The 21,564-nt window shown below is 39.1% G+C and carries 18 protein-coding genes and 1 pseudogene; 9 read left to right on the forward strand and 10 right to left on the reverse strand.

The window, feature by feature from the left end:
• Positions 1-13: 13 nt before the first annotated feature.
• Together E4661_RS00535 and E4661_RS00540 are read right to left on the reverse strand one after the other, a co-directional pair.
• The gene (locus E4661_RS00535; protein ID WP_136464861.1) at positions 14-1,636 is read right to left on the reverse strand and encodes an amidohydrolase; all 1,623 of its coding nucleotides are present in this window, start codon (positions 1,634-1,636) and stop codon (positions 14-16) included.
• Positions 1,637-1,694: 58 nt separating this feature from the next.
• Positions 1,695-2,771: an OmpA family protein gene (locus tag E4661_RS00540; RefSeq protein WP_136464862.1), complete on the reverse strand. Its 1,077-nt coding sequence runs from the start codon at positions 2,769-2,771 to the stop codon at positions 1,695-1,697.
• A 166-nt stretch (positions 2,772-2,937) separates the two neighbouring features.
• Between E4661_RS00540 and E4661_RS00545 the strand changes: the two genes are divergently transcribed.
• A complete protein-coding gene (locus E4661_RS00545; protein WP_136464863.1) occupies positions 2,938-3,261 on the forward strand; it encodes a carboxypeptidase-like regulatory domain-containing protein in 324 nt (107 codons plus the stop codon).
• 13 nt (positions 3,262-3,274) lie between these two features.
• Here E4661_RS00545 and E4661_RS00550 read toward each other — a convergent pair whose 3' ends face one another.
• The 4 genes from E4661_RS00550 to E4661_RS00565 all read right to left on the reverse strand — a co-directional run bounded on the left by E4661_RS00550 (position 3,275) and on the right by E4661_RS00565 (position 9,903).
• Positions 3,275-4,363, reverse strand: coding sequence for an OmpA family protein (locus E4661_RS00550; RefSeq protein WP_136464864.1), 1,089 nt, complete (start codon positions 4,361-4,363; stop codon positions 3,275-3,277).
• Positions 4,364-4,549: 186 nt separating this feature from the next.
• The gene (locus E4661_RS00555) at positions 4,550-4,957 is read right to left on the reverse strand and encodes a hypothetical protein (protein WP_136464865.1); all 408 of its coding nucleotides are present in this window, start codon (positions 4,955-4,957) and stop codon (positions 4,550-4,552) included.
• Positions 4,958-5,115: 158 nt separating this feature from the next.
• On the reverse strand, positions 5,116-6,867 hold the full coding sequence (locus E4661_RS00560; protein ID WP_136464866.1) for a TonB-dependent receptor: 1,752 nt from the start codon (positions 6,865-6,867) through the stop codon (positions 5,116-5,118).
• 15 nt (positions 6,868-6,882) lie between these two features.
• Positions 6,883-9,903, reverse strand: coding sequence for a tetratricopeptide repeat protein (locus E4661_RS00565; RefSeq protein ID WP_136464867.1), 3,021 nt, complete (start codon positions 9,901-9,903; stop codon positions 6,883-6,885).
• Between the two features lie 134 nt (positions 9,904-10,037).
• Between E4661_RS00565 and E4661_RS00570 the strand changes: the two genes are divergently transcribed.
• Both E4661_RS00570 and ppgK read left to right on the forward strand, forming a co-directional pair.
• Positions 10,038-10,721 carry a cell division ATP-binding protein FtsE gene (locus E4661_RS00570; RefSeq protein WP_136464868.1) on the forward strand — a complete coding sequence of 228 codons (684 nt, stop codon included), beginning with the start codon at positions 10,038-10,040 and terminating at the stop codon, positions 10,719-10,721.
• A 134-nt stretch (positions 10,722-10,855) separates the two neighbouring features.
• A complete protein-coding gene (ppgK, locus tag E4661_RS00575; protein WP_136464869.1) occupies positions 10,856-11,623 on the forward strand; it encodes a polyphosphate--glucose phosphotransferase in 768 nt (255 codons plus the stop codon).
• Here the strand turns inward: ppgK and typA are convergent.
• The 3 genes and pseudogenes from typA to E4661_RS00590 form a co-directional block, all read right to left on the reverse strand.
• Positions 11,620-13,421: pseudogene (typA, locus tag E4661_RS00580) on the reverse strand (translational GTPase TypA). The gene ppgK and the pseudogene typA overlap by 4 nt on opposite strands.
• Positions 13,422-13,518: 97 nt before the next feature.
• Positions 13,519-14,040, reverse strand: coding sequence for a hypothetical protein (locus E4661_RS00585; RefSeq protein ID WP_136464870.1), 522 nt, complete (start codon positions 14,038-14,040; stop codon positions 13,519-13,521).
• 97 nt (positions 14,041-14,137) lie between these two features.
• A complete protein-coding gene (locus tag E4661_RS00590; RefSeq protein ID WP_136464871.1) occupies positions 14,138-14,695 on the reverse strand; it encodes a hypothetical protein in 558 nt (185 codons plus the stop codon).
• 70 nt (positions 14,696-14,765) lie between these two features.
• Here E4661_RS00590 and kdsA point away from each other — a divergent pair, with 70 nt between their 5' ends.
• The 6 genes from kdsA to E4661_RS00620 all read left to right on the forward strand — a co-directional run bounded on the left by kdsA (position 14,766) and on the right by E4661_RS00620 (position 21,108).
• Positions 14,766-15,584 carry a 3-deoxy-8-phosphooctulonate synthase gene (kdsA, locus tag E4661_RS00595; protein WP_136464872.1) on the forward strand — a complete coding sequence of 273 codons (819 nt, stop codon included), beginning with the start codon at positions 14,766-14,768 and terminating at the stop codon, positions 15,582-15,584.
• A gap of 143 nt (positions 15,585-15,727) precedes the next feature.
• Positions 15,728-18,103 carry a TonB-dependent receptor gene (locus tag E4661_RS00600; protein WP_136464873.1) on the forward strand — a complete coding sequence of 792 codons (2,376 nt, stop codon included), beginning with the start codon at positions 15,728-15,730 and terminating at the stop codon, positions 18,101-18,103.
• A gap of 75 nt (positions 18,104-18,178) precedes the next feature.
• The gene (locus E4661_RS00605) at positions 18,179-18,895 is read left to right on the forward strand and encodes a DUF4198 domain-containing protein (protein ID WP_136464874.1); all 717 of its coding nucleotides are present in this window, start codon (positions 18,179-18,181) and stop codon (positions 18,893-18,895) included.
• Between the two features lie 6 nt (positions 18,896-18,901).
• Positions 18,902-19,234 carry a hypothetical protein gene (locus tag E4661_RS00610; protein ID WP_136464875.1) on the forward strand — a complete coding sequence of 111 codons (333 nt, stop codon included), beginning with the start codon at positions 18,902-18,904 and terminating at the stop codon, positions 19,232-19,234.
• Positions 19,235-19,239: 5 nt separating this feature from the next.
• A complete protein-coding gene (locus E4661_RS00615) occupies positions 19,240-19,539 on the forward strand; it encodes a hypothetical protein (RefSeq protein WP_136464876.1) in 300 nt (99 codons plus the stop codon).
• 6 nt (positions 19,540-19,545) lie between these two features.
• Positions 19,546-21,108 (forward strand): PepSY-associated TM helix domain-containing protein, encoded by a 1,563-nt coding sequence (locus E4661_RS00620; protein ID WP_136464877.1) that lies wholly within the window; start codon positions 19,546-19,548, stop codon positions 21,106-21,108.
• 1 nt (position 21,109) lies between these two features.
• On the opposite strand, the gene E4661_RS00625 is transcribed toward E4661_RS00620, so the two are convergent.
• On the reverse strand, positions 21,110-21,478 hold the full coding sequence (locus E4661_RS00625) for a DUF1801 domain-containing protein (RefSeq protein ID WP_136464878.1): 369 nt from the start codon (positions 21,476-21,478) through the stop codon (positions 21,110-21,112).
• Between the last annotated feature and the right edge of the window lie 86 nt (positions 21,479-21,564).

Raw genomic sequence — 21,564 nt, forward strand, 5'->3', positions numbered from 1 at the left:
TTAAGGCCCTTTTTTATTTTACTTCCTCCCCATTGACAAAAACCCTTTCTGCTTTTAAATTTGGAATGTCATCAACTGGAATGGTCATTATATCATTATTTAAAATGATGAAGTCCGCAAATTTCCCCTCCTCAATGCTTCCTTTTTCATTTTCCTCAAAATTGGAATATGCCGCCCAAATAGTCATCCCCTTTAGGGTTTCTTCACGGGAGAGGGCATCTTGCATTTGAAAACCTCCTTCTGGATATTTTCCAAGGTCTTGACGAGCGACAGCTGCATAGAAAGTCAAAAAAGGACTCACTCTTTCCACAGGAAAATCGGTTCCCAATGCCACCATCCCTGCCTTTTCGAGTAGTTTTTTATAAGCATAGGCGCCTTTTACACGTTCTGGGCCCAGACGGTCTCCTGCCCAATACATATCGCTTGTTGCATGCGTTGGTTGGATGGATGGGATTATTCCATTTTCGAAATAATCAAAATCATGTTCGGATACCACTTGTGCATGTTCAATTTTCCACCTTCTATCTTTTTTACCTTGTAACGCATTTTCATATGCTCTCAGTACCACAACATTGGCAGAATCTCCAATGGCATGGGTATTCATTTGGTAATCCGAAGCTGCAATCCGTTCAGCAAGTGCTTCAATGTTATTTACAGATGTCACCATGGCTCCAAAGTGTCCTTCCTTATCCGAATAGGGCTCTTTGAGCGCTGCCCCGCGTGACCCCAATGCACCATCTCCGTACACTTTTACTGAACGAACATTAAGTTTATTGGTTTTAACGATTCCCTTATCTAAATAGTAATCCAGATTGTCCTTGGTATTGCTTACCATGGCATATACCCGAATGGACAAGTCCCCGCTTTGCTGCAGACTATCTATTAACTCAATGGTTAATCTATTCAAGCCCGCATCATTAACCGTGGTCAAACCATATTGGAAACAAAGTTGTTCGGCATCTTTGAGTGCTCTAATTTGAGTTGGTCTATCTGGTTTGGGAATCACGGCGTCCACCATTCCCATAGGATTATCCACCAATATACCCGTCAGCTTTCCATCTTGTTTTACAATCTCTCCTCCTTGTACCTCGGTATTGATATCGATTCCAGCCAAATCCAGTGCTTTTTGGTTTACTAAATACGCATGACCATCGATTCGCTCCAGGGCAACAGGTGTATCTGGAAAAAATACATCCAGCCTTTCCTTTGTGGGAAACAATTTGGTTTTCCAATCATTTTGGTCCCAACCCCTACCTTGAATAAAATTAGAGGGTTGTTTTTTCTGAAACTCAACCACTCTCCGAAGTACCTCATCAAAACTCTCCGTGCCAACCAAATCGACTACTTGTTGGTTCAGCCCCAACCCATAAAAATGACAGTGGGCATCAATCAATCCAGGAACAATGGTTTTTCCTTCAGCATCAATTTGATTTTCGGATGTAAAATCGGCAGTAATTGCTTCTGTTTCGCCAACAGCTACGAACTTTCCATCTTTAACCGCAAAACAACTACCCTTTGAAAAATCTTTGTCAACGGTATAAATATTGGCGTTATAAACTATTAAATCTACCTTTTCTTTGGATTGACAGGCCAATAGCATGAATGTCAAAAAGGCACAAAAAAGAAGCTTTTTCATGTGTTGTTTTTTTGAGTTTCCTCAAAAATAGAAAAAGCCTTGAAGAAATTTAGGAGGTTTATTGATCGTTTCCTGTCATTACAAACTCAATTCTACCATCTTCAAAATCATTTGCCTTGATTTTTCCATTGCGAAGCGGTTTGGTATCCCCAACACCTTCCCATACAATACGATCGTCAGCTATGCCTAACTTTTTTAGATGCAGTGCAACCGCACGAGCTCTAAGTGATGATATAAATTTGTGATATTCGGATTTTCCAATATTGTCAGCATGTCCTGTAATTTTCATTTGAACCTCGGCATTTTCTTTGAGAAATTTGAATATCTTATTGATACTGGCTAGTGCTTTAGCATCCAAGTCATAACCTTTTGGCTCGAAAGGATTTTGTTCCAACACATAGATTTTATCCTTTTCATAGTTTACTCTTGGAAGTTCTTCCAACACAAAATTGTCTACATAGTAATAAGAGAAATCACTAGACAAGGCTGGCTCATCGTTCTTTAACAACTGTGTATTGTCGTTTGACTTAAAATTCCCCAATATAATATGGTTTTCAAAACCTTTTGCATCAAACTCAGCAGTTAGTGTGACCCATCCTTCTGTTTCAGATAAGGAGTTATCTGCTTTCAATTGCACCTCATGAAATTGGACATTCTCCTGTAAATCTAACCGCGAACTATTTAAAACAGAACTATTGGGAACTTTTACTTTGCTATTGGTGAATATAATTGACATGTTTTTCAGTGCCAGTTTCGAGGTCTCTGCAAGACTAACTTGAAACGATATCTTGTACGGATGTTTTCCTCTAAGTTTTTTAGTGGTATTCAATTGGATATATTCCCTATAGTTATTCAGGGCATAAAAATAAAGACCCGCATACCCATTACCTTCCGTTGCTTTTTGAACTCCCTTAAAATTGGAGGGAACCCCAAAATCCTCTGATCCACAATTGTTATAGTAATCTCCTGAACTGGATGTAGGCAATGAAACATCTTCAAGTAAAACATTTAAACCAACTATGTTGGAGGGACAAGAAGTATAATTCTCGAATCCTGCATTAAGAATAAGATTTTGTGCGGAAAGTGCAGTGCACACTAAAAAAAAGAAGCTGAAAAATAAATTACGGAATACCATTTTAAACTTTGTTTGTTAGGTTCCCGTGCTTGCTATTGAACGCTAAGATTCTTCATATATTGCGCAATACCATGCTTTCTTGTTGATTTGGCCACACTTTCCGCATTATCCTTTTTCTATACTAAATTTGGATAAAAAGCGTTACTATAGTCCAAATCTTGCTAAAATGCGCATAGTAACCATTATGCTCATATTGTCTTTCGTCCCCTATTTTGGTTTAGGCCAAAATACTATTACGGGAAAAATAGTTGATGAGCTCGGTCTCCCAGTTTATTTAGCAACTGTTGAAATACATGATACAGAAGATATTGCCTATACAAATTTAGATGGCTCGTTCTCTCTTAAAAGCGAAAAGAACTTCCACTGGAAAATAGAAATTAAGTCTAAAGGCTATAAAACGGAATCTTTCTTTGTACTAAGTGGGGGTAGCACAGGGGAAATTGTACTAGAATATAACGCCGAAATGAAAAGAATGCTCGAAGGACAATGACACCGTAATCCGCTTAATCGTCCACAAACTCCGTCATTACAAATTCAACCCTACGGTTTTTTCTTCTTGCCTTATCGGTTAAGGCGCTATCCAATGGGATTTTGTTCCCATAGCCGTTAGAAGTAATCCTATCTCTTTTAAGCCCCAATCGAATAAGGTAATTGGCAACCGTTTTTGCCCGTTCTTTAGAAAGCACATCATTGTATTCTTCAGAACCCAGATCATCTGTATGTCCGCTAATGGCCACTTTTAAATTGGGATGTTTTTTGAGATGCTCATAAACGTCTTTAAGGCTTTGCTTGGCCTTGGGTTGCAGTTCAAAACGGTCAAAATCAAAGTTCACATGATTGAGCACATAGCTTTGATTAGGCTTGTATTCTGGTCCTAAATAGACTACTGAGATATCATCAATATAATAATAAGAATATCCTTCGCTTTTAGTCTTACCGTTTCCAGAACCCAAATAACGGGTACCTCCGTTGCTTTTAAAATTTCCAAGAATCAGATTTTTCTCAAATCCCCTGGCAACAAAGTCAAGACTTAGCTGTATCCAATCATTTTTATCACTGTAAAATGTGGAGGATGAGAAATGCTTGGCATGTGAAACTTTTATGATTTGGGAAGATAAAACAGCATTGGAAAGCTGTCTTTTGGTATGTACGGACAAATGTTTCTCAGAAAAAACGGCACCAAAATCCATCACTGCACCATCTGACTTTTCAGATAAGCTTAAAACGAGACTCAAACGATATCGATGTCCTTTTTGTAACGTCGCAGAAAGTTGTGCTTGAATGTATTCCCTATAGTCCTTTGGAGCAAAAAGATACAATCCCGCATAGGCCTGTCCTTCGTATGCTTCCTGTTTTCCTTTAAAATTTATTGGGATTCCCAATTTGGTCTTGCTACAGCGGTTGAAATAATCCGTGGTACCTAAGGTGGGTGCGTTCCAGAATTCGACATCCGCATTTAGATTGCTCATTTTAACAGGACAATCCAAATAATCTTCAAACCCTCCATTTTGAACAAGGTTTTGCCCATTCATGGGTCGAAGAATGAGCACAAAGAAAAGTGAGGTTGATATGTAAATGAACGGTAATCGCATGATTTCCAATCCAATTGGGACAGCCCCCTTTACTTAAAAAGTTTGGGTGACATAGCATATCTAACGATTTTTCTTACGATTTATTGCCTCTTATCTGTAGAAGATACCTCTTCATCATGCATAAATCAAAAAAGTGGTCAAAACACAACACGGTTCTGACCACCTTTCATCCGTACATCAAAAAACCTACTTATTACTACTTCTTGTACCTTTCATAGGAAAAACCCCGTCCGCAGATTCAGCTTTACCGCTAAATTTATCTCCATCGAACATCAATCCTACTTTAACCCTTTGTCCTTCGATATAGACTACAAAGTCAATTTTTTCACCTTTAACACTGATTTGTTCTCCTTTAACAGTACTGTAGTTCACTTTTACCGTAACCTCATAATTACCCTGAACTTTTGCCACCGTCAATACCCCTTTGCTATACTCATATGGAGCATTATCAACAGAATAGTTCCATTTTCCTTCAAAGGAAGTCGTTTTTGTTATTGGATTAATGGTTTTGTTGTTTGGTGTTGGCATGGCCAAAATAGAACCGCAAAAAAGGCAGGCTATCGCAACAACAGCACTAATTGTTTTTACTGACATCGTTTTTATATTTAAATCGTTATTATTTAATTCCAGACAAAGAAATAGCCTACTTCGCCAAACAGGGTAATCTGTTTGGTTTTTGTGACCAAATGGATTGATGCTGTGACCAACGGGACACATTGAAATCTATAGAATCAAGGAGAATGGGTCAACTATCAAAAATCAAATTTATAAGCCACTCCAGCTAGTGCCTGGAAGCCCTGCACCCTAAAATTGGCCCAGCGTTGATAGTGGTTGTTGGCAATATTGGATGCCTTTAAAAAAACCGAAAGTTGGTCATTGAAGCGATAGCCTACATGGGCATTGGCATCAAAAAAGCCATCCAAAGTAAGTATTACATCGGGGATTGCAGGCGGAAATGGCCCTGTTGCAATGGTTCTGTCCAAATCCTTACGTTCCCCAACATAGAACAGATTGGCTCCAAAATACCATTGCTTGTCGATTTGGTAATCCATGAACAGCGACCCTTTGATTGAAGGTAAATTCCATGCAGGATTGTCCGTTTCGGTATCATAATCGTAGAATTCAGCATTGACCCCAAGTGTAAAATTTCGATTCACATCAATATTGAGCTCTCCAAAAATGCCTAAGGTTTTAATATCATCGTAAAATACCTGAAATGAATTGCCAAAGAAATATCCTTTTTCATCGGTTCTTGACTGATTTTCTGGATTCAGTAAAAATAAAGGCCTTCTATTTTCAGCGGTATACGAACCTTTAATATTGTATCCCACATTTGAGAACAATTGGCCTTTCAACCCTAAATAACCTTCATATTGCTGATCCGTAGGCTGAATATCCAAAGTTGGCGAAACATATGGATTGCCTTCCACGAAACCATGGTAGGAGTTCTGTTTCAATTCTCCTTCTATACCGCCATAAGCAATCACATTCTCATCCAATAAACGGTACGAAGCCGTCACAGCGGGATAGATATAAAAATTGCTGTCACTTCTTTCCATATCCAGGCCATAAACAAAATTGGCCCCCAAATTCAGTGTTAAATCATCTCGGAGAACAAGCAGACTTGGGTTTACGCCTACTTGAAATTGGCTATAATTGATCTCCCCGGTATTTGTAGTACCATTGAGCGGAGCATTTACGAAGCTACCATTTACATAATCTAACTTGGTATTGATGGTCACCAATTCCTCGGTTATCGGAAGTTCAATGGTCGGAGCCAAAACTACACGATTTTCACCAGATTCTGTGGCATCCCAAAATCTCCGTAGTAAAATGTTTCCTTTTTTGAAAAAAGAATCTTCCATGTTCAGATGCGCTTTGGCCTCTGCATTGAAATAATTTTGTTGGCTATCGATACCCGCAATTGTAGCATCATCAAACTCCTCATTTTCGATACCGTACCAATTATATAATTGATGCTGAAGACCCACACTGGCCCCCCAATCCATATAGCGGTCTTTTTTGGCATAAGAAGCATTGAACTTGGTGCTATAAAAATCTGCATCCAAAGGTGTGGTTTCTATGGCACCACGCGATGAATGATGACTCAGGCCGAAATCCAATAGACTTTCTCCCCTTCTAAACTCCCTACTGGTGTATAAATCGACCAAGGCATTGTTATAATTGCCCAAACCTATAGATGCATAGGAATTATATAAAGTCGGAGGTGGTGTTTTCTTTACCCTGGAAGCCTTCCCCTTTGCCGGAGTAAAAGTAGAAGCCACGGGCACCGAAAAAATATTGTAATCCACCTTCTTTTTTTGAAGTACGATGGAATCGTTTAGCGTTGGGGTCGATTTAATCTTAAAGGCATCTGAAACGGTGGGGGAATACGGTTTTACAACGGTAACCGTTTCAGTGCCTATATCGTCGGTTTCCTGAGCTAAACCAACTCCCCAAAGGCTCAAAAAAAGTATTGAAAATATATAATTGATCTTGTACATGCTGTGTCTCGTTTTTTAATTGCCGTTAGGGTCCACTGACGAATTGCTCTGCGCTTCCCTTGATTTGATAATGGAAAGTTCACCACGGGCTTCGGCAACAATATCATCATATTCGGAAAAGTTGGAAATTACACTATCCAGAATATAGGTGGCCTGAAAGGCATCTCCCAAGGCATAAAAATTCTTGGCCATAACAATCAACCCCTTACCTCCCCATTCTTTGTAGCCAGAATAATCTTTGGCCAGTTTTTGAACTGCTGTATTGGAAGCTTCAAAATTTTGATCTTGATTTTTGAAATAGGCATCATAATACCAAGCTTCGGCCGCCAACTCACCCGTTGCAATCTTCTTAACTTCTTTATAAGCAGTTTTCGCCAATGCTTCATCATTTGTGGCAATGGCTGAGCGAGCAATCATGATTTGGGCATCACTTCTTATTCGGTTATCAATTTTTGGAGCCTTTAATACTTTTTCAGCATAAGCAATTGTCTGTCCGTAGTTATCTTGTCCATAATAACCCTTCATCAGATTGGATTGTGCAAAAGTTCTATTTTGGACAATTTCAGCCATACTTTCAAGCCTTTCCAAGTAAGGAATGGCATTCTTGTAATCTTGTCTCCCCACATAAATTTCACAAACCCGAGTCAACGCCTGTTCGCCATGTTCTCCTCCACTATCCGCAACAATCTTATACTTTTCCAGCGCCTTGTCTTTTTGATTTTTTCCAAAATATATCTGAGCTAAATTGAAGTTGACCTTAAGCGCATGTATCCCGTTGGGAAATTCTTTCAAATAATCTTCATACCCTCGAATGGCGGCATCAGTTTTTCCCTCGATATACTTTCGGTCGGCAGCTTCAAAACTAGCGTTTTCCAATTCAGAATCTGTGACCTCAACAAAATCAAGATTACGCGCCCACGCAGCATATTCACTTACCCTACCTTCATCTACATAAACAAGTTTAGCCGTAGCAACTGCTTGTTTGGCTTCCTGAGTATTCGGGTATTTGCCAACCACTTCCTTTAGTTTGGTCAATGCCCGCTCATTTCGATTGGCGTTATAATGCACCAATCCCTGCCTTAGCATTGCTCTAGGTGCAAACTTACTTCTGCTATATTCTTCGATAAGTCTATCATAGGTTTGCAAGCCCAAGCTTTCGTTATCCGCTTTGATATAGGAGTTACCCAATTCAAAAAGTGCATCATCACGTAATGAAGATTTTGGGTGTCGAGCTAGAAATTGGTTCAATCCTTCAATTTTTGCTGATGGTTTGCCCAAAAACCCATCGCATAGTGCCTCTTGAAATGCTGCATAATCTCTTTCGGGACCATTCATTTTTGAAGATTGACCATACGCTTTCTTCGCTAAACTGTATTTACTGGCCACAAAGTAACTGTCTCCCAACCTTAGGTAGCTATCGGTCAATTGCTCTTGATCATCAGTGCCGGAGTTAATTACTTTTTTAAAGTGTGATGCTGCATTAGTGTAATCTTTCAACTTAAAATAACAGTAGCCTAAATTGTAATCCAGATTTTGGTATATAGGGAGGTTTTTAGCCGCTGGATTACTTCGAAACTGTCCAAAATCTTCCAAAGCCTCATCAAAACGGTTCAAACGATATGCGGATTCAGCTTTCCAATATTGAGCCCTAGCCTTGAAGGATGGATTTTCAGCACTCTTTAAGGACTTGGAAAAACGCTCTAAAGCGGGTTCATATTTACCTTCTATAAAAAGCTCAACCCCTCTATAAAACGCAACTTTTTGATAGGTTTCTTTGCTTGCGTAGCCTTTGTTTTTCTCTAAAAGCTCCATAGCTCCCTCAAAATTCCTTGAAGTAATGTACGAATCCACCAACAATTCTTGTATTTCTTGTTGGTGCTCGTCTTTTGGATATTTTTCCAAATATGTGGTCATCACTTGAGGCACAGGTTCGTAGGCATTGCCTATCTCATAACTCAACCGAGCGTAGTTCAGCAAAGCATCTTTTTGGATTTCAGGACTAAAATCCATTTGGGAAGCATTCCTGAACGCATTCAGAGCTTCAGGCTTTTTATCTAGTTTCAAATAGCATTCTGCCAAATGATAGTAGGCATTTTGGGATACACTATTGGTCCCGCCAATAATTTTATTGAACTGTTGGATTGCGCCTTCATAATCTCCCTGCTTATAGTGACTATACCCCATTAGATAATAGTCTGTATTGCTAAGCTTTCCCCTTTTGCCTCGATATTTTTTTAAATAGGGCAATGCTTCGTTGTATTGTTTTAGATTGAAGTAACTTTCGCCAATGATTTTGTTCAATTCGGAAACCTCCTTGCGGTCAGATTTGGGCAATTGCTTTTTGGCCATGGCAATGGCTTCATCAAAATTGCCCAACTTGAAATTGAGGTCTGCTTGATAGTACGACAGTTTTTCATTCAATAATTCAGGGTCGGTGATTTGGTCGAACCGAGCACTTGCCTGGTCGTAATCATCCTGTTCATAAGCGATATAGCCCAAATAATACTTTGCCTGTGAACCATATTTTTGGGAAGTGCTCACTTTACTTAAGTAACGTTCGGCCTCTTTTGGCCTTTTTGAGGCATACAGCGCATATCCATTGTTAAAATTGAAACGTTCTTTATCCGCATTCGACATCGCTGACTGATCCACTTTTTTGTACCATTTTAGTGAATAAGGATATTTCCCTGTTTCAAAATAATAATCTGCAACATCCAAAAAAGCAGAATTCCGTTTGGTAGAAGTTGGGTATCGCTCCACAAACTCTTCCATCATTTTATCAGCTCCCCTTTGATTTAAACGAATTGCCGCATTAGCAGAATAGTAAGCGCTATTTGCTTCGGTCTCATAATCCTTTGTGTTGGATTTCACCTTTTCGAAAATAGTCTGAGCCGCTTGGTATTGTTGGTTGTTATAAAGTGCCAATGCATCCTGAAAATCTTTGTTTTCGTGCGAATAAATCGTGGATTCTTGAGCCGTGCAGATGTAAATTGCTCCCAAAACAAATGGGAGAAGAAGGAGGTTTTTTCGATTCATAGTGTTCTACGCTGTTCTCGATTGACTGATACCATAACGTCAAAATCCGAGCCAAAGTATATTTTATAGTTTTTCGGAAGGTATCCCTGCATATATTTTAGATCTTAGTACCTTTAGTTTTTCAATGCAAAAATATGTCTGAAACGATATTAAAATTACAAGATGTTGCCGTTTTTCAAAAAGAAAACCTCATTTTAAAAGAGGTTTCCCTTGAAGTCAAAAAGGGAGAATTTGTCTACGTAATAGGCAAAACTGGCAGTGGTAAAAGTAGTTTTATGAAAATGCTTTATGCAGATATCCCATTGAGACAGGGAGCAGGGAGTATCGTGGATTTTGATTTGAAAAATTTACAAGAAAAGGAAATCCCGTTTCTACGTAGAAAGCTGGGAATTGTTTTCCAAGATTTTAAACTGTTGCCCGACCGCAATGTGAACAATAACCTACGTTTTGTGCTCAAGGCCACCGGATGGACAGATGCCGGTAAGATGGATGCAAAAATTGAAGAGGTTTTGGACAAAGTTGGGATGAAAACCAAGGGTTTCAAGTTTCCGCATGAGCTTTCAGGCGGGGAACAACAGCGAATTGCCATTGCACGTGCCCTTTTAAATGATCCAGAGTTGATTTTGGCCGACGAGCCTACAGGAAATCTAGACCCACAGACCAGTGTTGAGGTAATGAAGGTATTGCAAGATATCAACCAAAATGGCCGAACCATTATCATGGCCACACACGACTACGCCCTAATCTTAAAATACCCCCATAAAACACTAAAGTGTGATGGAAGCAAAGTTTTTGAAGTCATCCAGAAGGCCGTTTAAATTCCAACATCAATAATCCGACCGCATTTCTTCTTTTCGCGTTCGTTAATAAATATTGGAAAATTGCAAAAAACGTAATGCTTTGACGGCCAAAAGTTTTTTGTTTCTTTGCCAAAATTAAATTTTCCCAGTTTATGGAAATTCTCGGTATAGATATCGGTGGTTCAGGCATCAAAGGTGCCTTGGTAAATGCCGAAACCGGAGAGATGTTAACAGAACGACATCGTATACCCACCCCTAGTTCAAGAAAACCAGAGGATATGGCCCAAGTGGTCAAACAAATTGTTGACCATTTTAACTATGACGGGCCTGTGGGTTGTGGATTCCCAACAATAGTTAAAAATGGTGTCTGTCAATCTGCCGGAAACTTACACGAGAGTTGGGTTGGAGTGAACATCGATGAACTTTTTACCGAAGCTACAGGTCATGAGTTCACAGTTCTGAACGATGCAGATGCGGCGGGCTACGCTTCTATGAATTATGGTGTCGGGAAAGGAAAACAAGGATTGGTGGTCATGATTACCATAGGAACCGGCCTGGGAAGTGGTGTATTCTACAATGGAGTGCTCCTACCTAATTTTGAATTGGGTCAGATTCCGTATAAAAAATATGAAAAAATCGAGCTATGGGCCGCGGCTTCAGCTAAAAAGCGTGAAGATCTTTCTTATGAAAGATGGGGTAAACGATTCAATAAATTCTTGAAATACGTAGAATTGATCATCGCCCCCGATTTAATCATTGTAGGAGGTGGAACCTCCAAAAAATGGAAGGAATTCAGTCATTTGATTACCATAGACACCGAAGTGATAAAGGCTGAGCTCATGAACAATGCAGGAATCATTGGTCCAGCAGTGGCCTGTTTACGCGAGCAACATCATGGCCATTTGACCAAGAAAAGTTAATCAATCTTATTTCGTTTTCTATCCACTTCCTTTAGGAAGAGATTTTACGTAGTCTCAAGTGATTAGGAGTTACCTCGACGTATTCATCCTTTTGAATATACTCCAAGGCTTCTTCCAATGAAAACTTGATTGCTGGGACAATCTTTGCCTTATCATCGGCTCCTGCTGAACGTACATTGGATAATTTTTTGGTCTTGGTCACATTAACGGTCATATCATCTCCTCGTGAATTCTCACCAATTACCTGTCCTTCGTAAATCTCTTCTCCCGGATCGATAAAGAATTTGCCACGTTCCTGAAGCTTGTCAATGGAATAAGGAATAGCGGTACCATTTTCCATAGAGACCAAGGAGCCATTTATCCGTTGAGCTATATCTCCCTTTAAGGGTTGATATTCCAAAAATCGATGTGCCATAATGGCCTCACCTGCAGTAGCAGTCAACAATTGGTTTCGCAAACCGATAATTCCTCTTGATGGAATCACAAATTCGCATAACATCCTTGAACCTTTAGCTTCCATACTCGTCATTTCTCCCTTTCGAATGGAAACCATTTCAACGGCCTTACCTGAAACTTCTTCGGGTAAATCAATGGTCAAGTGCTCCACTGGTTCACATTTTACTCCATCAATTTCCTTGATAATTACTTGAGGTTGTCCAATTTGAAGTTCATAACCTTCCCGCCTCATCGTCTCAATCAATACAGAAAGATGTAAAACCCCACGACCAAATACCATGAATTTATCGGCACTATCAGTCTCCTCAACTCTAAGGGCCAAGTTTTTTTCAAGTTCCTTCTCCAAACGTTCCTTGATGTGACGAGAGGTAACAAATTTTCCATCCTTCCCAAAAAACGGGCTGTCATTGATGGTAAAGAGCATGCTCATTGTAGGCTCATCTATGGCAATGGTCTTTAGTTGCTCTGGATTTTCAGCGTCAGCTACAGTATCTCCAATTTCAAAACCTTCCATACCAACAATAGCACAAATGTCACCAGCAACCACTTCCTGCACTTTCTTTCTGCCCAGACCTTCGAACGTAAAGAGTTCTTTTATCTTGGTTTTTATAATGGCTCCATCTCTTTTCACTAAAGAAACCTGCTGTCCCTCCTTCAAGGTACCCCTTTGCAACCTTCCAATAGCAATACGTCCAGTGAAAGAAGAGAAATCCAACGAGGTGATCAGCATCTGTGTCGAGCCTTGCACTGGTTTAAATTCAGGTATATGATCAATGACCATATCCAACAAGGGTTCAATATTCTCAGTTGGTTTTTGCCAATCCTCACTCATCCAATTCTGTTTGGCCGAACCATATACGGTTGGAAAATCCAACTGCCATTCTTCCGCTCCGAGCTCAAACATTAAATCGAACACTTTTTCATGAACTTCCTCAGGCGTACAGTTTTCCTTATCAACTTTGTTAATGACCACACAAGGTTTCAATCCAAGGTCGATTGCTTTTTGCAAAACAAATCGGGTCTGCGGCATTGGCCCTTCAAAAGCATCTACAAGCAGCAACACCCCATCAGCCATATTAAGGACACGTTCCACTTCACCACCAAAATCGGCGTGCCCAGGTGTATCAATAATATTGATTTTCGTGTCTTTATACACTACTGAGACGTTCTTGGAAACAATGGTTATCCCGCGTTCGCGTTCAAGGTCGTTGTTGTCCAAAATAAGGTCTCCCTTGTTCTCATTATCGCGAAACAAACGACAATGGTACATAATCTTATCCACCAAGGTAGTTTTCCCGTGGTCAACGTGTGCAATGATGGCAATATTCTTGATTTTGGACATAATCTGATTTTTAAGCCCGCAAAGATACTGCGATTTCTTTACTTGAACGACACGAGAAATGTTATTTTTATCTTATTGATTCTGAGATTGTTCGAACTCAATTTCTTTTGTTTACCACCCAGCCAAGTTTTAAGGCTGTAAACAATCCAAAATTATTATCAAATTCATCAAAAAAGTATGCAGGACCTACTTCAAATCGAAAACATAGGCCTTTGCGTCCCACACGTTGTAAACCATAGACAACCCCTGCCGCAGCAAAAAAATCTGACGCATAGTCCAAATCACCTATTACTGCCTTTCCGCTTTGGAATCCCAATGTTGGTGCAAGGTAGTTCCCTGAGTTTCCAGAGATTCGCTTGCCTTTGTCCAATCTTCGTTGCATATTGTAATAATGCCTATATTCCAGCCTACCAATTGGGTAAATACCATAATCAATACCCCCAATTAGAGCAAAACCAATGGTTGCCTCTGCAGCAAGCGTTGAATTTTTGGAAATACCATGTTCATACACCACACCTGGCAACAATGCATTAATGGTTAATTGATGGTCTTCTACAGTTTGGGCAATAGTTGCATGGATATAAAAAAAGGTGATAAAAAGGAAAGCAATAATTCTCATGGATGTTTAATTTTTGGTTACTGCCACTTTTTATCAAATACCAGACCAAAAAATCAATTTCCAAGTGGAGAGTCCTATCATAGAATGGACATTTTATCTATCGCCCTACACACCAACGTTTTTCACTTATAATCCAACCAATGCTCAAATTTACAACCGGATAAATTCCTCCCCTAAAAGGTCCTAAATAGTATCCCGCTCCAGCATCAATGGAAAAGCTCAATCCTGAATTATAGCTGCGTTGGACGCCATAAACCAATCCACCATAACCATGGATGCCATCAACTACCCTATTTTCGACAATACGTTTGTCTGGAGAAAAAATTGCTATTGTAGGAGCCACATAATTTCCTGAGTTACCATAGATAGATTTACCTCTTCTATCTCTTTTATTAAAGTTATGATAGTAACGATTTTGAACTGTAATCGCAGGAAAGAAATCGTAGTTTTCAATGGGAATCTCACTTGCTGGCTCCAAAGCGAACTGCCATGCCACCCTGAAATCAAGGGTACTGTTTACTCCTAACCCCATTTCGTATTCAAGACCGGGGTTGATTAAATTGATTTTAAACTGCCGCACCTCACAATTTCGACCAAATTGTGCCTGAGCATAGGTATATGATAATAAAAGAGTCAAAAAGAAAAGTCGTAGCATTGTAGGTTAATTTGGTAATTGTAGAACATATACTTTTTAAAAAAAGTATTTTTGCCTAAAACTTGTTTCGATGCAATTAGACGCAATTCCCCAGTTAAAACATACAAATAGCGATAATTTTTTCTTGTTGGCCGGTCCATGCGCTATAGAAGGAGAGGAAATGGCGCTCAAAATTGCTGAAAAGGTGGTCTCGATGACCGATAAACTGCAAATCCCCTATGTTTTTAAAGGAAGTTTTAAAAAGGCGAATCGAAGCAGAATTGATTCCTTCACCGGAATTGGAGATGAAAAAGCATTAAAAATTCTCAGAAAGGTTTCGGAAACTTTTGAAGTTCCAACGGTTACCGACATCCATGAAGTATCCGACGCAGAAAAGGCAGCAGAATATGTAGATGTGCTTCAAATACCAGCCTTTTTGGTCCGGCAAACTGATTTGGTGGTCGCCGCTGCTAAAACTGGAAAGGTAGTAAACCTTAAAAAAGGACAGTTCATGAGTCCAGAAAGTATGCAGCATGCTGTAAAAAAGGTAACCGATTCCGGTAATGAACAAGCTTGGATTACAGATCGGGGGACTATGTTTGGCTATCAAGACATGGTCGTAGACTTTAGAGGAATTCCCACTATGAAACAATATGCTCCAGTAGTGTTGGATGTAACCCACTCCTTGCAACAGCCCAACCAATCTTCAGGGGTAACTGGCGGAAGACCAGCATTGATTGGTACTATGGCTCGAGCTGGAATTGCGGCTGGTGTTGATGGACTTTTTATGGAAACCCATTTTGACCCAAAAAATGCCAAAAGCGATGGAGCTAACATGCTAGACTTAAGTTTACTAGAAAAACTTCTTACCAATTTAACGGCCATAAGAAAGGTCATCAACACTTTATAGGTTTTATTACATACTCTTCCTCAGGGTTTTATATGTGACGTTTGTAAATTTATTTTTATTTAGTCTAAATAATTTTTGATTGGAATAGTTTCGGCTTTATATTTGCCTTCAATTTTTATTTAGACTTATTATAAATAACTTACATGAAAAACTTTTTATTCTTATTCATTTTTGCATGTTCCTTTAGTTCCCTTTGGGCGCAAACGGGGCAAATCTCTGGAAGGGTAACTGATTCTTCCAACAAACCTATTCCCTATGCGACCGTTATGTTATCGGGAACCGACCACGGAACCAATACTGCTGACGATGGTAGTTACACTATTGAAAATGTGGCCCCAGGAAGACATACAGTTGTTTTTTCTACCGTAGGATATGGCACTATTAAGAAAAATGTTGTAGTTACAGCCAATAAAACCTCCATCGTTAGGGTTTCCTTGAAACAACAGCAACAGCAATTGGACGAAGTAGTACTTGAAGGACATCATGTCAAATATATCTCCAGGGACCCTTCCACATCATTACGTTTAAAAACCGAAATAGCAAAGCTCCCCCAGAATATTCAGGTAATTGGCGGTGAATTGTTGAAGGACCAACAAGTAACAAGTATCATGGATGGGGTAATTCGTAATGTAAGCGGTGTTACCATGAGAGAGCACTGGGGGAATTTTGCCAGTGTGCTTATGAGAGGATTTAGAATTCCAGCATTCAAAAATGGATTTAACTTTAATGATACCTGGGGGCCTTTGGCCGACGATATGGCTTTTGTAGAGCGCATCGAATTTGTAAAAGGCCCAGCTGGTTTTATGATGTCTGCAGGTGAACCCGGAGGGTTTTATAATGTGGTTACCAAAAAGCCAACAGAAAACAGAATAGCACAAGTATCGTTAATGGCTGGTAGTTTTGATATGTATAGAGCAGCTGTGGATTTAGGTGGTAAACTGACTAAAAATGGCAAGTTATTATATAGATTCAATGCTTTATACCAAAGCTCAGATACACATAGAGGAAATGAAGAGTCGGAACGCTATGGAATTGCCCCAGCGTTGACTTACAAAATATCCGATAAAACTTCCATCACAACCGAATTAAACTATCATAACGCTGAATCTTATCTGGGGTCTGCATATGTTTTTGCTCCGGCCGCAGATGGATATGGTAGCTTGGATAGGGATTTCAAATTTACCGATACCAACTATCCTGCAACAGAAATTAATGAGTTGGCGTGGTTTACCAATTTTAAACATGATTTCTCAGAAAACTGGGGTGTAGAAAGCCAGTTCGCATTATTTAGGTACGAGCAGGAAGGAAATTCTGCATGGGTATTTGACCCTGACGGGCCTGGACCATTGAACGCTGTTAATGATAATGGAGATGTCTTCAGATATGCCAACATATGGGATGCTTTATCTCTTGGTAAATTTTTCCAGACTTACCTTTATGGTAAATTCAACACTGGAAATGTATCTCACAATACTTTGGCAGGATTTGATTTTACAGAACGTGAATATTTCCCAGATTTCTTTACTGGATTTTTCCCAGTTGACACCACAGCTCTTTTTAATATATACAATCCAGTGTATGGCAATACTCCAGATCCTGTCTTCGACCGTTCTCTTGGTATAAAAGAGAGAACTGGTAATTATGAGCCTTACGATGGATTCACGAACAGATCTTTTTACCTACAAGACGAAATTGGCTTTTTAAATAATAAAGTAAGGGTTACCCTCGCAGGAAGGTATACTAACTTAACCACTGTTGGCAAAAATGAAAACGACACCAAGTTTACGCCAAGAGCAGGTTTAAGTGTAGATGTAACACCCTCTTTAACTGTTTATGGGTTGTTTGACGAATCATTTTTGCCAAACTTTGGAATAAGCAGGGATTCAGAACCCTTCGACCCAGTAAAAGCTACTGACATTGAAGGTGGTATAAAAGGACAATTTTTTGACGGTAAATTAAGGGCTTCTTTAGGTGCGTTTTTAATTACAAAACAAGATATCGCCATATCTGACCCAGAAGATCCAACATTTACATTTTCCATTCTTCAGGACGAAATACAATCCAAAGGAATTGAATTTGATTTACAAGGTGAGATTACGCCAGAGTTGAGTGTAACACTAAATTATGCGAACACCAATGTTAAGGTAACCGAAGATTCGCTTTTCCCACAAAATGTTGGCAATAGAATTGCCGGACATGCCAAGCATCTAACAAACGGATGGTTAAACTATAGCTTTGCCGCAACCTCCAAACTCAAAGGTTTTGGCGCTTCTTTAGGCTACCAATATCAAGTGGATCGTTCGACATGGTCTTGGGGTGCAGATGACCAAAGTGATTTACCGGATTACTTTAGGCTAGATGGGGCTTTATCATGGCAAAATAAACATTTAAGAATCCAACTAAACGTTAATAACCTATTAGATGAGTACCTATATTCAGGTGCAAACTTTGCCAATTATATCTATTGGCAGTCAGAACCAGGTATAAACGGAAGATTGGGAGTTACCTATACATTTTAAAATTTTGGTTTGAGTTAGTTTGTTCAATAGCCCTTGGAGTTCAAATGCCAAGGGCTGTGCTTTAAAATTAAGATCATGAAAAAAACAATAATCGCATTTATAATTACAACATTGACGGCGTGCCCAGCTTTTGCCCATTATTTATGGATTGAAACCTCTGCCTCAGGGGAGTTGGGAAATCGCCAGGAGGTTAAAGTTTATTTTGGAGAGTACACCTATGGTGTTTTAGAAAAAGTTGATGGAGAAGGATTTCCCAAAGTAGCAAACTTCGACCTTTGGTTAGTTGCACCGGATGGTAAAAAGGAAAATCTTAAAGTCAAACCAAAAAAAGACCACTATGTGGCTTATTTTACCCCCTCTCAAGAAGGCACATTTACCATTATACTGAACAACAACGAGATAGAAGTAATTGATTATACCCAATACGATTTCGGTATTTTCAAGACCCACTATCATTCCACAGCCAAGGTCTTGATAGGTAACAATAAAACAAACACCACTGCTCAAAACGAAAAAGGACTGGCTGTAATGCAATTGCCATCCGAAACAGACCAGGCTAAGCTGCAAATATGGTATCAAGGAAAGCCGCTTCCAAAGCAAGAGGTTAAAATCTTTCAAGCGGATTTGTGGGAAAAAAGTTTAACCACTGATGAAAACGGGATGATTTCCTTCAACCTGCCCTGGGACACAAAATATATTGTCGAAACCACATTAAAGGAAGAGGTGCCTGGAAACTACAATGGAAAGGATTACGAGTTTACATGGCATTGCGCTACTTTTTGTATAAAATAATCTAATATGATCACAGCAATAAGTTTGCTTGTCTTTTTGGCTTTTTACCTTTTCTATATCAACTCTAAAAGAATGCCTAGCATTGGTGTTTTTGGATTCGAAAAATGGACAGGCAAACAACCTCACCTGTTTAAAATATTGGGAAGTCTTTTGTTGATTGTTTCAGCAGCACTATATACTTCATTGTTGGGAATTGGCTCTGGTACATTCGTCTTTTTCATAGCCCTAATGATGATGGGAAGTCTTGTAATCTTGCTAGTTCCATTGAAAGTAGTCAACCTTAAATCCTCATGTTTGGTCTTCTCGATATTCTTGATTTACGAACTATTATTTTTTTGAAGCAAATGCCAGCCAACACCAAATATCTAACTCAAAATAACTGGCAAAAATTTGCCAAAATCAGTGCGGCCATTTTGGGCAGTTACATGGTTACATCTACTTTTCATATTGCTCTTGCAAGTTGGTTCGATCATGTAACGGTCATAATTACCAGTACTTACAGTGCATTTATTCTTTGGGCCGTGTTAATGGCATGCTCATTTTTGTCCAGAAACGGATGGAAATTATGGGGTATTTATCTACTTGTTTCATTGGTATTGAGTCTTTTGACCTATCTAGCAAAAACCATCAATCCAATTATCTAAATCTTTATGAACAAACGCACCTACAATATTTTATTCCACACCCATACGGTAAGCGGAATTGTTATCAGCGTAGCGCTCTATGTTATTTTCTTTGCGGGATCTTTTGCATTTTTTAGAGATGAGATAAACAGCTGGCAACATAACCACAAAGTAACCACCATTGACGAACTCCCTGCCGATTTAGACGTTCATTTAAAGCAACTTTCCAAAGAATACAACCTATTCGGAAGAGATATAGAGCTTCGGCACAACTATAACGAACGGAATATAGGAGTAAGCCTCGGAGCGTCTAAAGATTCACTAGCTACGGAAAAGGACAAAGAAACCGCCTTTCTGCATTTAGATACGGAAAATGGACAAACATCCACTTATACTGAATCCTATGCTCTAGGTGAATTTTTATATCGTTTGCATTTCTTTGCACAAATCCCCTACCCAGTCGGATATTATCTTTCTGGTTTTGTGGCGTTGTTTTTTCTGTTTGCCATTATCACTGGAATAATCGTTCATTGGAACAAAATAGTTTCCAATTTTTATGTATTCAGACCTTGGGCAAAAATCAAAACACTTTGGACAGATGCCCATACAGCGCTTGGGGTAATTGGTTTGCCTTTTCAGTTTGTGTACGCTGTAACAGGAGCTTTTTTCATGATCAAAGGGCTTTTGGTAATACCGCTGTTGTTAGGAATTTATGATGGTGATCAAACAAAGCTATATGAGGATTTAGAATATACCCACCCCGAGTTCGAATTTCATCAAAGTGAACTAAAAAGTGACCTTAGCATTGACCAATTTGTCGAAGATACCAAAACCCAATGGCCAGATTTTAAGATTACCGAAGCCCATATATTCAATTATGGAGATGATAATATGCATGTGGCCCTAAGTGGAAATATGGCCTATGATTCTAAATTCAACGGAATTGGATATAGAATATATAAAATCATTGATGGTTCCATTTATGAGGAAAAAAATCCTACCCTAAGTACATCTTATCTCGATGGGGTAAAAAACATGATGTTTAGACTCCATTTCGGAGATTATGCCGGCTATGGTTTGCGGGTTATTTCTTTTGTTTTAGGTTTGATTTCCTGCTTAGTTATCCTGTCGGGGATTATGATTTGGCTAACTGCTCGAAACAAGAACCATATTCCAGAAAAACAGAGACGCTTTAACCAAAAAGTGGCAAACATTTACATGGCCATATGTCTTAGTATGTTTCCGGTTACAGCCATTGAATTTATAATAGTAAAGTTTTTTCCTTTGGCCAATATGACATTTATCTATCGCACCTATTTTGTACTATGGTTGCTGGCCTCTATTTTCTTTATCCTAAAAAAGAACATTCAATTCACCAATAAATGGACGCTAATCTCTGGAGGTATGTTGGCCCTGTCCATACCTTTTGTAAATGGTGCAGTGAGTGGAAAATGGTTTTGGTTGATCCATGAGAACGGTTATAGGCAAATGTTTGTGATAGACATGTTATGGCTGGTTTTGGGATTGATAAGCCTTTGGGTAGTTTTCTTCAAATTAGGGAAGGGAAAGATTCAACCCATCAGTGGGTAATCTATTTTTTCCAGAAGCCCCTGTGATTTACGTTTTGGGCATCTTGAAGAATTTCCGTCAAAACGGACACATCAATTTCGTCCAACGTGCTGTATCGGAGTGATTTCATTACTTTTCGACCTTCTGTGACCATTTGATCCAAATGAACGGTCAAATGAGCCGAACTCCAGAAACCGACATCTACATAAGCTTTCTTTTTGGGAACATTCAAGTAACAAAAAGGCTTCCCTCCCAAATAATAAAAAGGAATTCTGTATTTATATTTTAATTCAAGTTCAGGAATGGTGGATTCAATAAGCATCTGTAATTGTAGTAGAATACTTCTAAAAGGTTCCTTTTGACTCAAAATATAATCTTCCGCAGGGTTCATAACTCAAAAATAACATGTCGGTTCATAATTTTGTGTGAAAATGATTCATAGAAAAGAAAAAATATTAACTTTGAAATTCAAAGTAC

Source organism: Flagellimonas onchidii, assembly GCF_004804315.1.
Taxonomy (GTDB): Bacteria; Bacteroidota; Bacteroidia; order Flavobacteriales; family Flavobacteriaceae; genus Flagellimonas; species Flagellimonas onchidii.

Coding starts and splice junctions, on each gene's coding strand:
- E4661_RS00605 (WP_136464874.1), top strand. CDS start 18,179: ATGAAAAAAACAATAATCGCATTTATAATTACAACATTGACGGCGTGC.
- E4661_RS00560 (WP_136464866.1), bottom strand. CDS start 6,867: ATGTACAAGATCAATTATATATTTTCAATACTTTTTTTGAGCCTTTGG.
- E4661_RS00555 (WP_136464865.1), bottom strand. CDS start 4,957: ATGTCAGTAAAAACAATTAGTGCTGTTGTTGCGATAGCCTGCCTTTTT.
- E4661_RS00535 (WP_136464861.1), bottom strand. CDS start 1,636: ATGAAAAAGCTTCTTTTTTGTGCCTTTTTGACATTCATGCTATTGGCC.
- ppgK (WP_136464869.1), top strand. CDS start 10,856: ATGGAAATTCTCGGTATAGATATCGGTGGTTCAGGCATCAAAGGTGCC.
- E4661_RS00565 (WP_136464867.1), bottom strand. CDS start 9,903: ATGAATCGAAAAAACCTCCTTCTTCTCCCATTTGTTTTGGGAGCAATT.
- E4661_RS00625 (WP_136464878.1), bottom strand. CDS start 21,478: ATGAACCCTGCGGAAGATTATATTTTGAGTCAAAAGGAACCTTTTAGA.
- E4661_RS00590 (WP_136464871.1), bottom strand. CDS start 14,695: ATGCTACGACTTTTCTTTTTGACTCTTTTATTATCATATACCTATGCT.
- E4661_RS00610 (WP_136464875.1), top strand. CDS start 18,902: ATGATCACAGCAATAAGTTTGCTTGTCTTTTTGGCTTTTTACCTTTTC.
- E4661_RS00570 (WP_136464868.1), top strand. CDS start 10,038: ATGTCTGAAACGATATTAAAATTACAAGATGTTGCCGTTTTTCAAAAA.
- kdsA (WP_136464872.1), top strand. CDS start 14,766: ATGCAATTAGACGCAATTCCCCAGTTAAAACATACAAATAGCGATAAT.
- E4661_RS00585 (WP_136464870.1), bottom strand. CDS start 14,040: ATGAGAATTATTGCTTTCCTTTTTATCACCTTTTTTTATATCCATGCA.
- E4661_RS00545 (WP_136464863.1), top strand. CDS start 2,938: ATGCGCATAGTAACCATTATGCTCATATTGTCTTTCGTCCCCTATTTT.
- E4661_RS00600 (WP_136464873.1), top strand. CDS start 15,728: ATGAAAAACTTTTTATTCTTATTCATTTTTGCATGTTCCTTTAGTTCC.
- E4661_RS00550 (WP_136464864.1), bottom strand. CDS start 4,363: ATGCGATTACCGTTCATTTACATATCAACCTCACTTTTCTTTGTGCTC.
- E4661_RS00615 (WP_136464876.1), top strand. CDS start 19,240: ATGCCAGCCAACACCAAATATCTAACTCAAAATAACTGGCAAAAATTT.
- E4661_RS00540 (WP_136464862.1), bottom strand. CDS start 2,771: ATGGTATTCCGTAATTTATTTTTCAGCTTCTTTTTTTTAGTGTGCACT.
- E4661_RS00620 (WP_136464877.1), top strand. CDS start 19,546: ATGAACAAACGCACCTACAATATTTTATTCCACACCCATACGGTAAGC.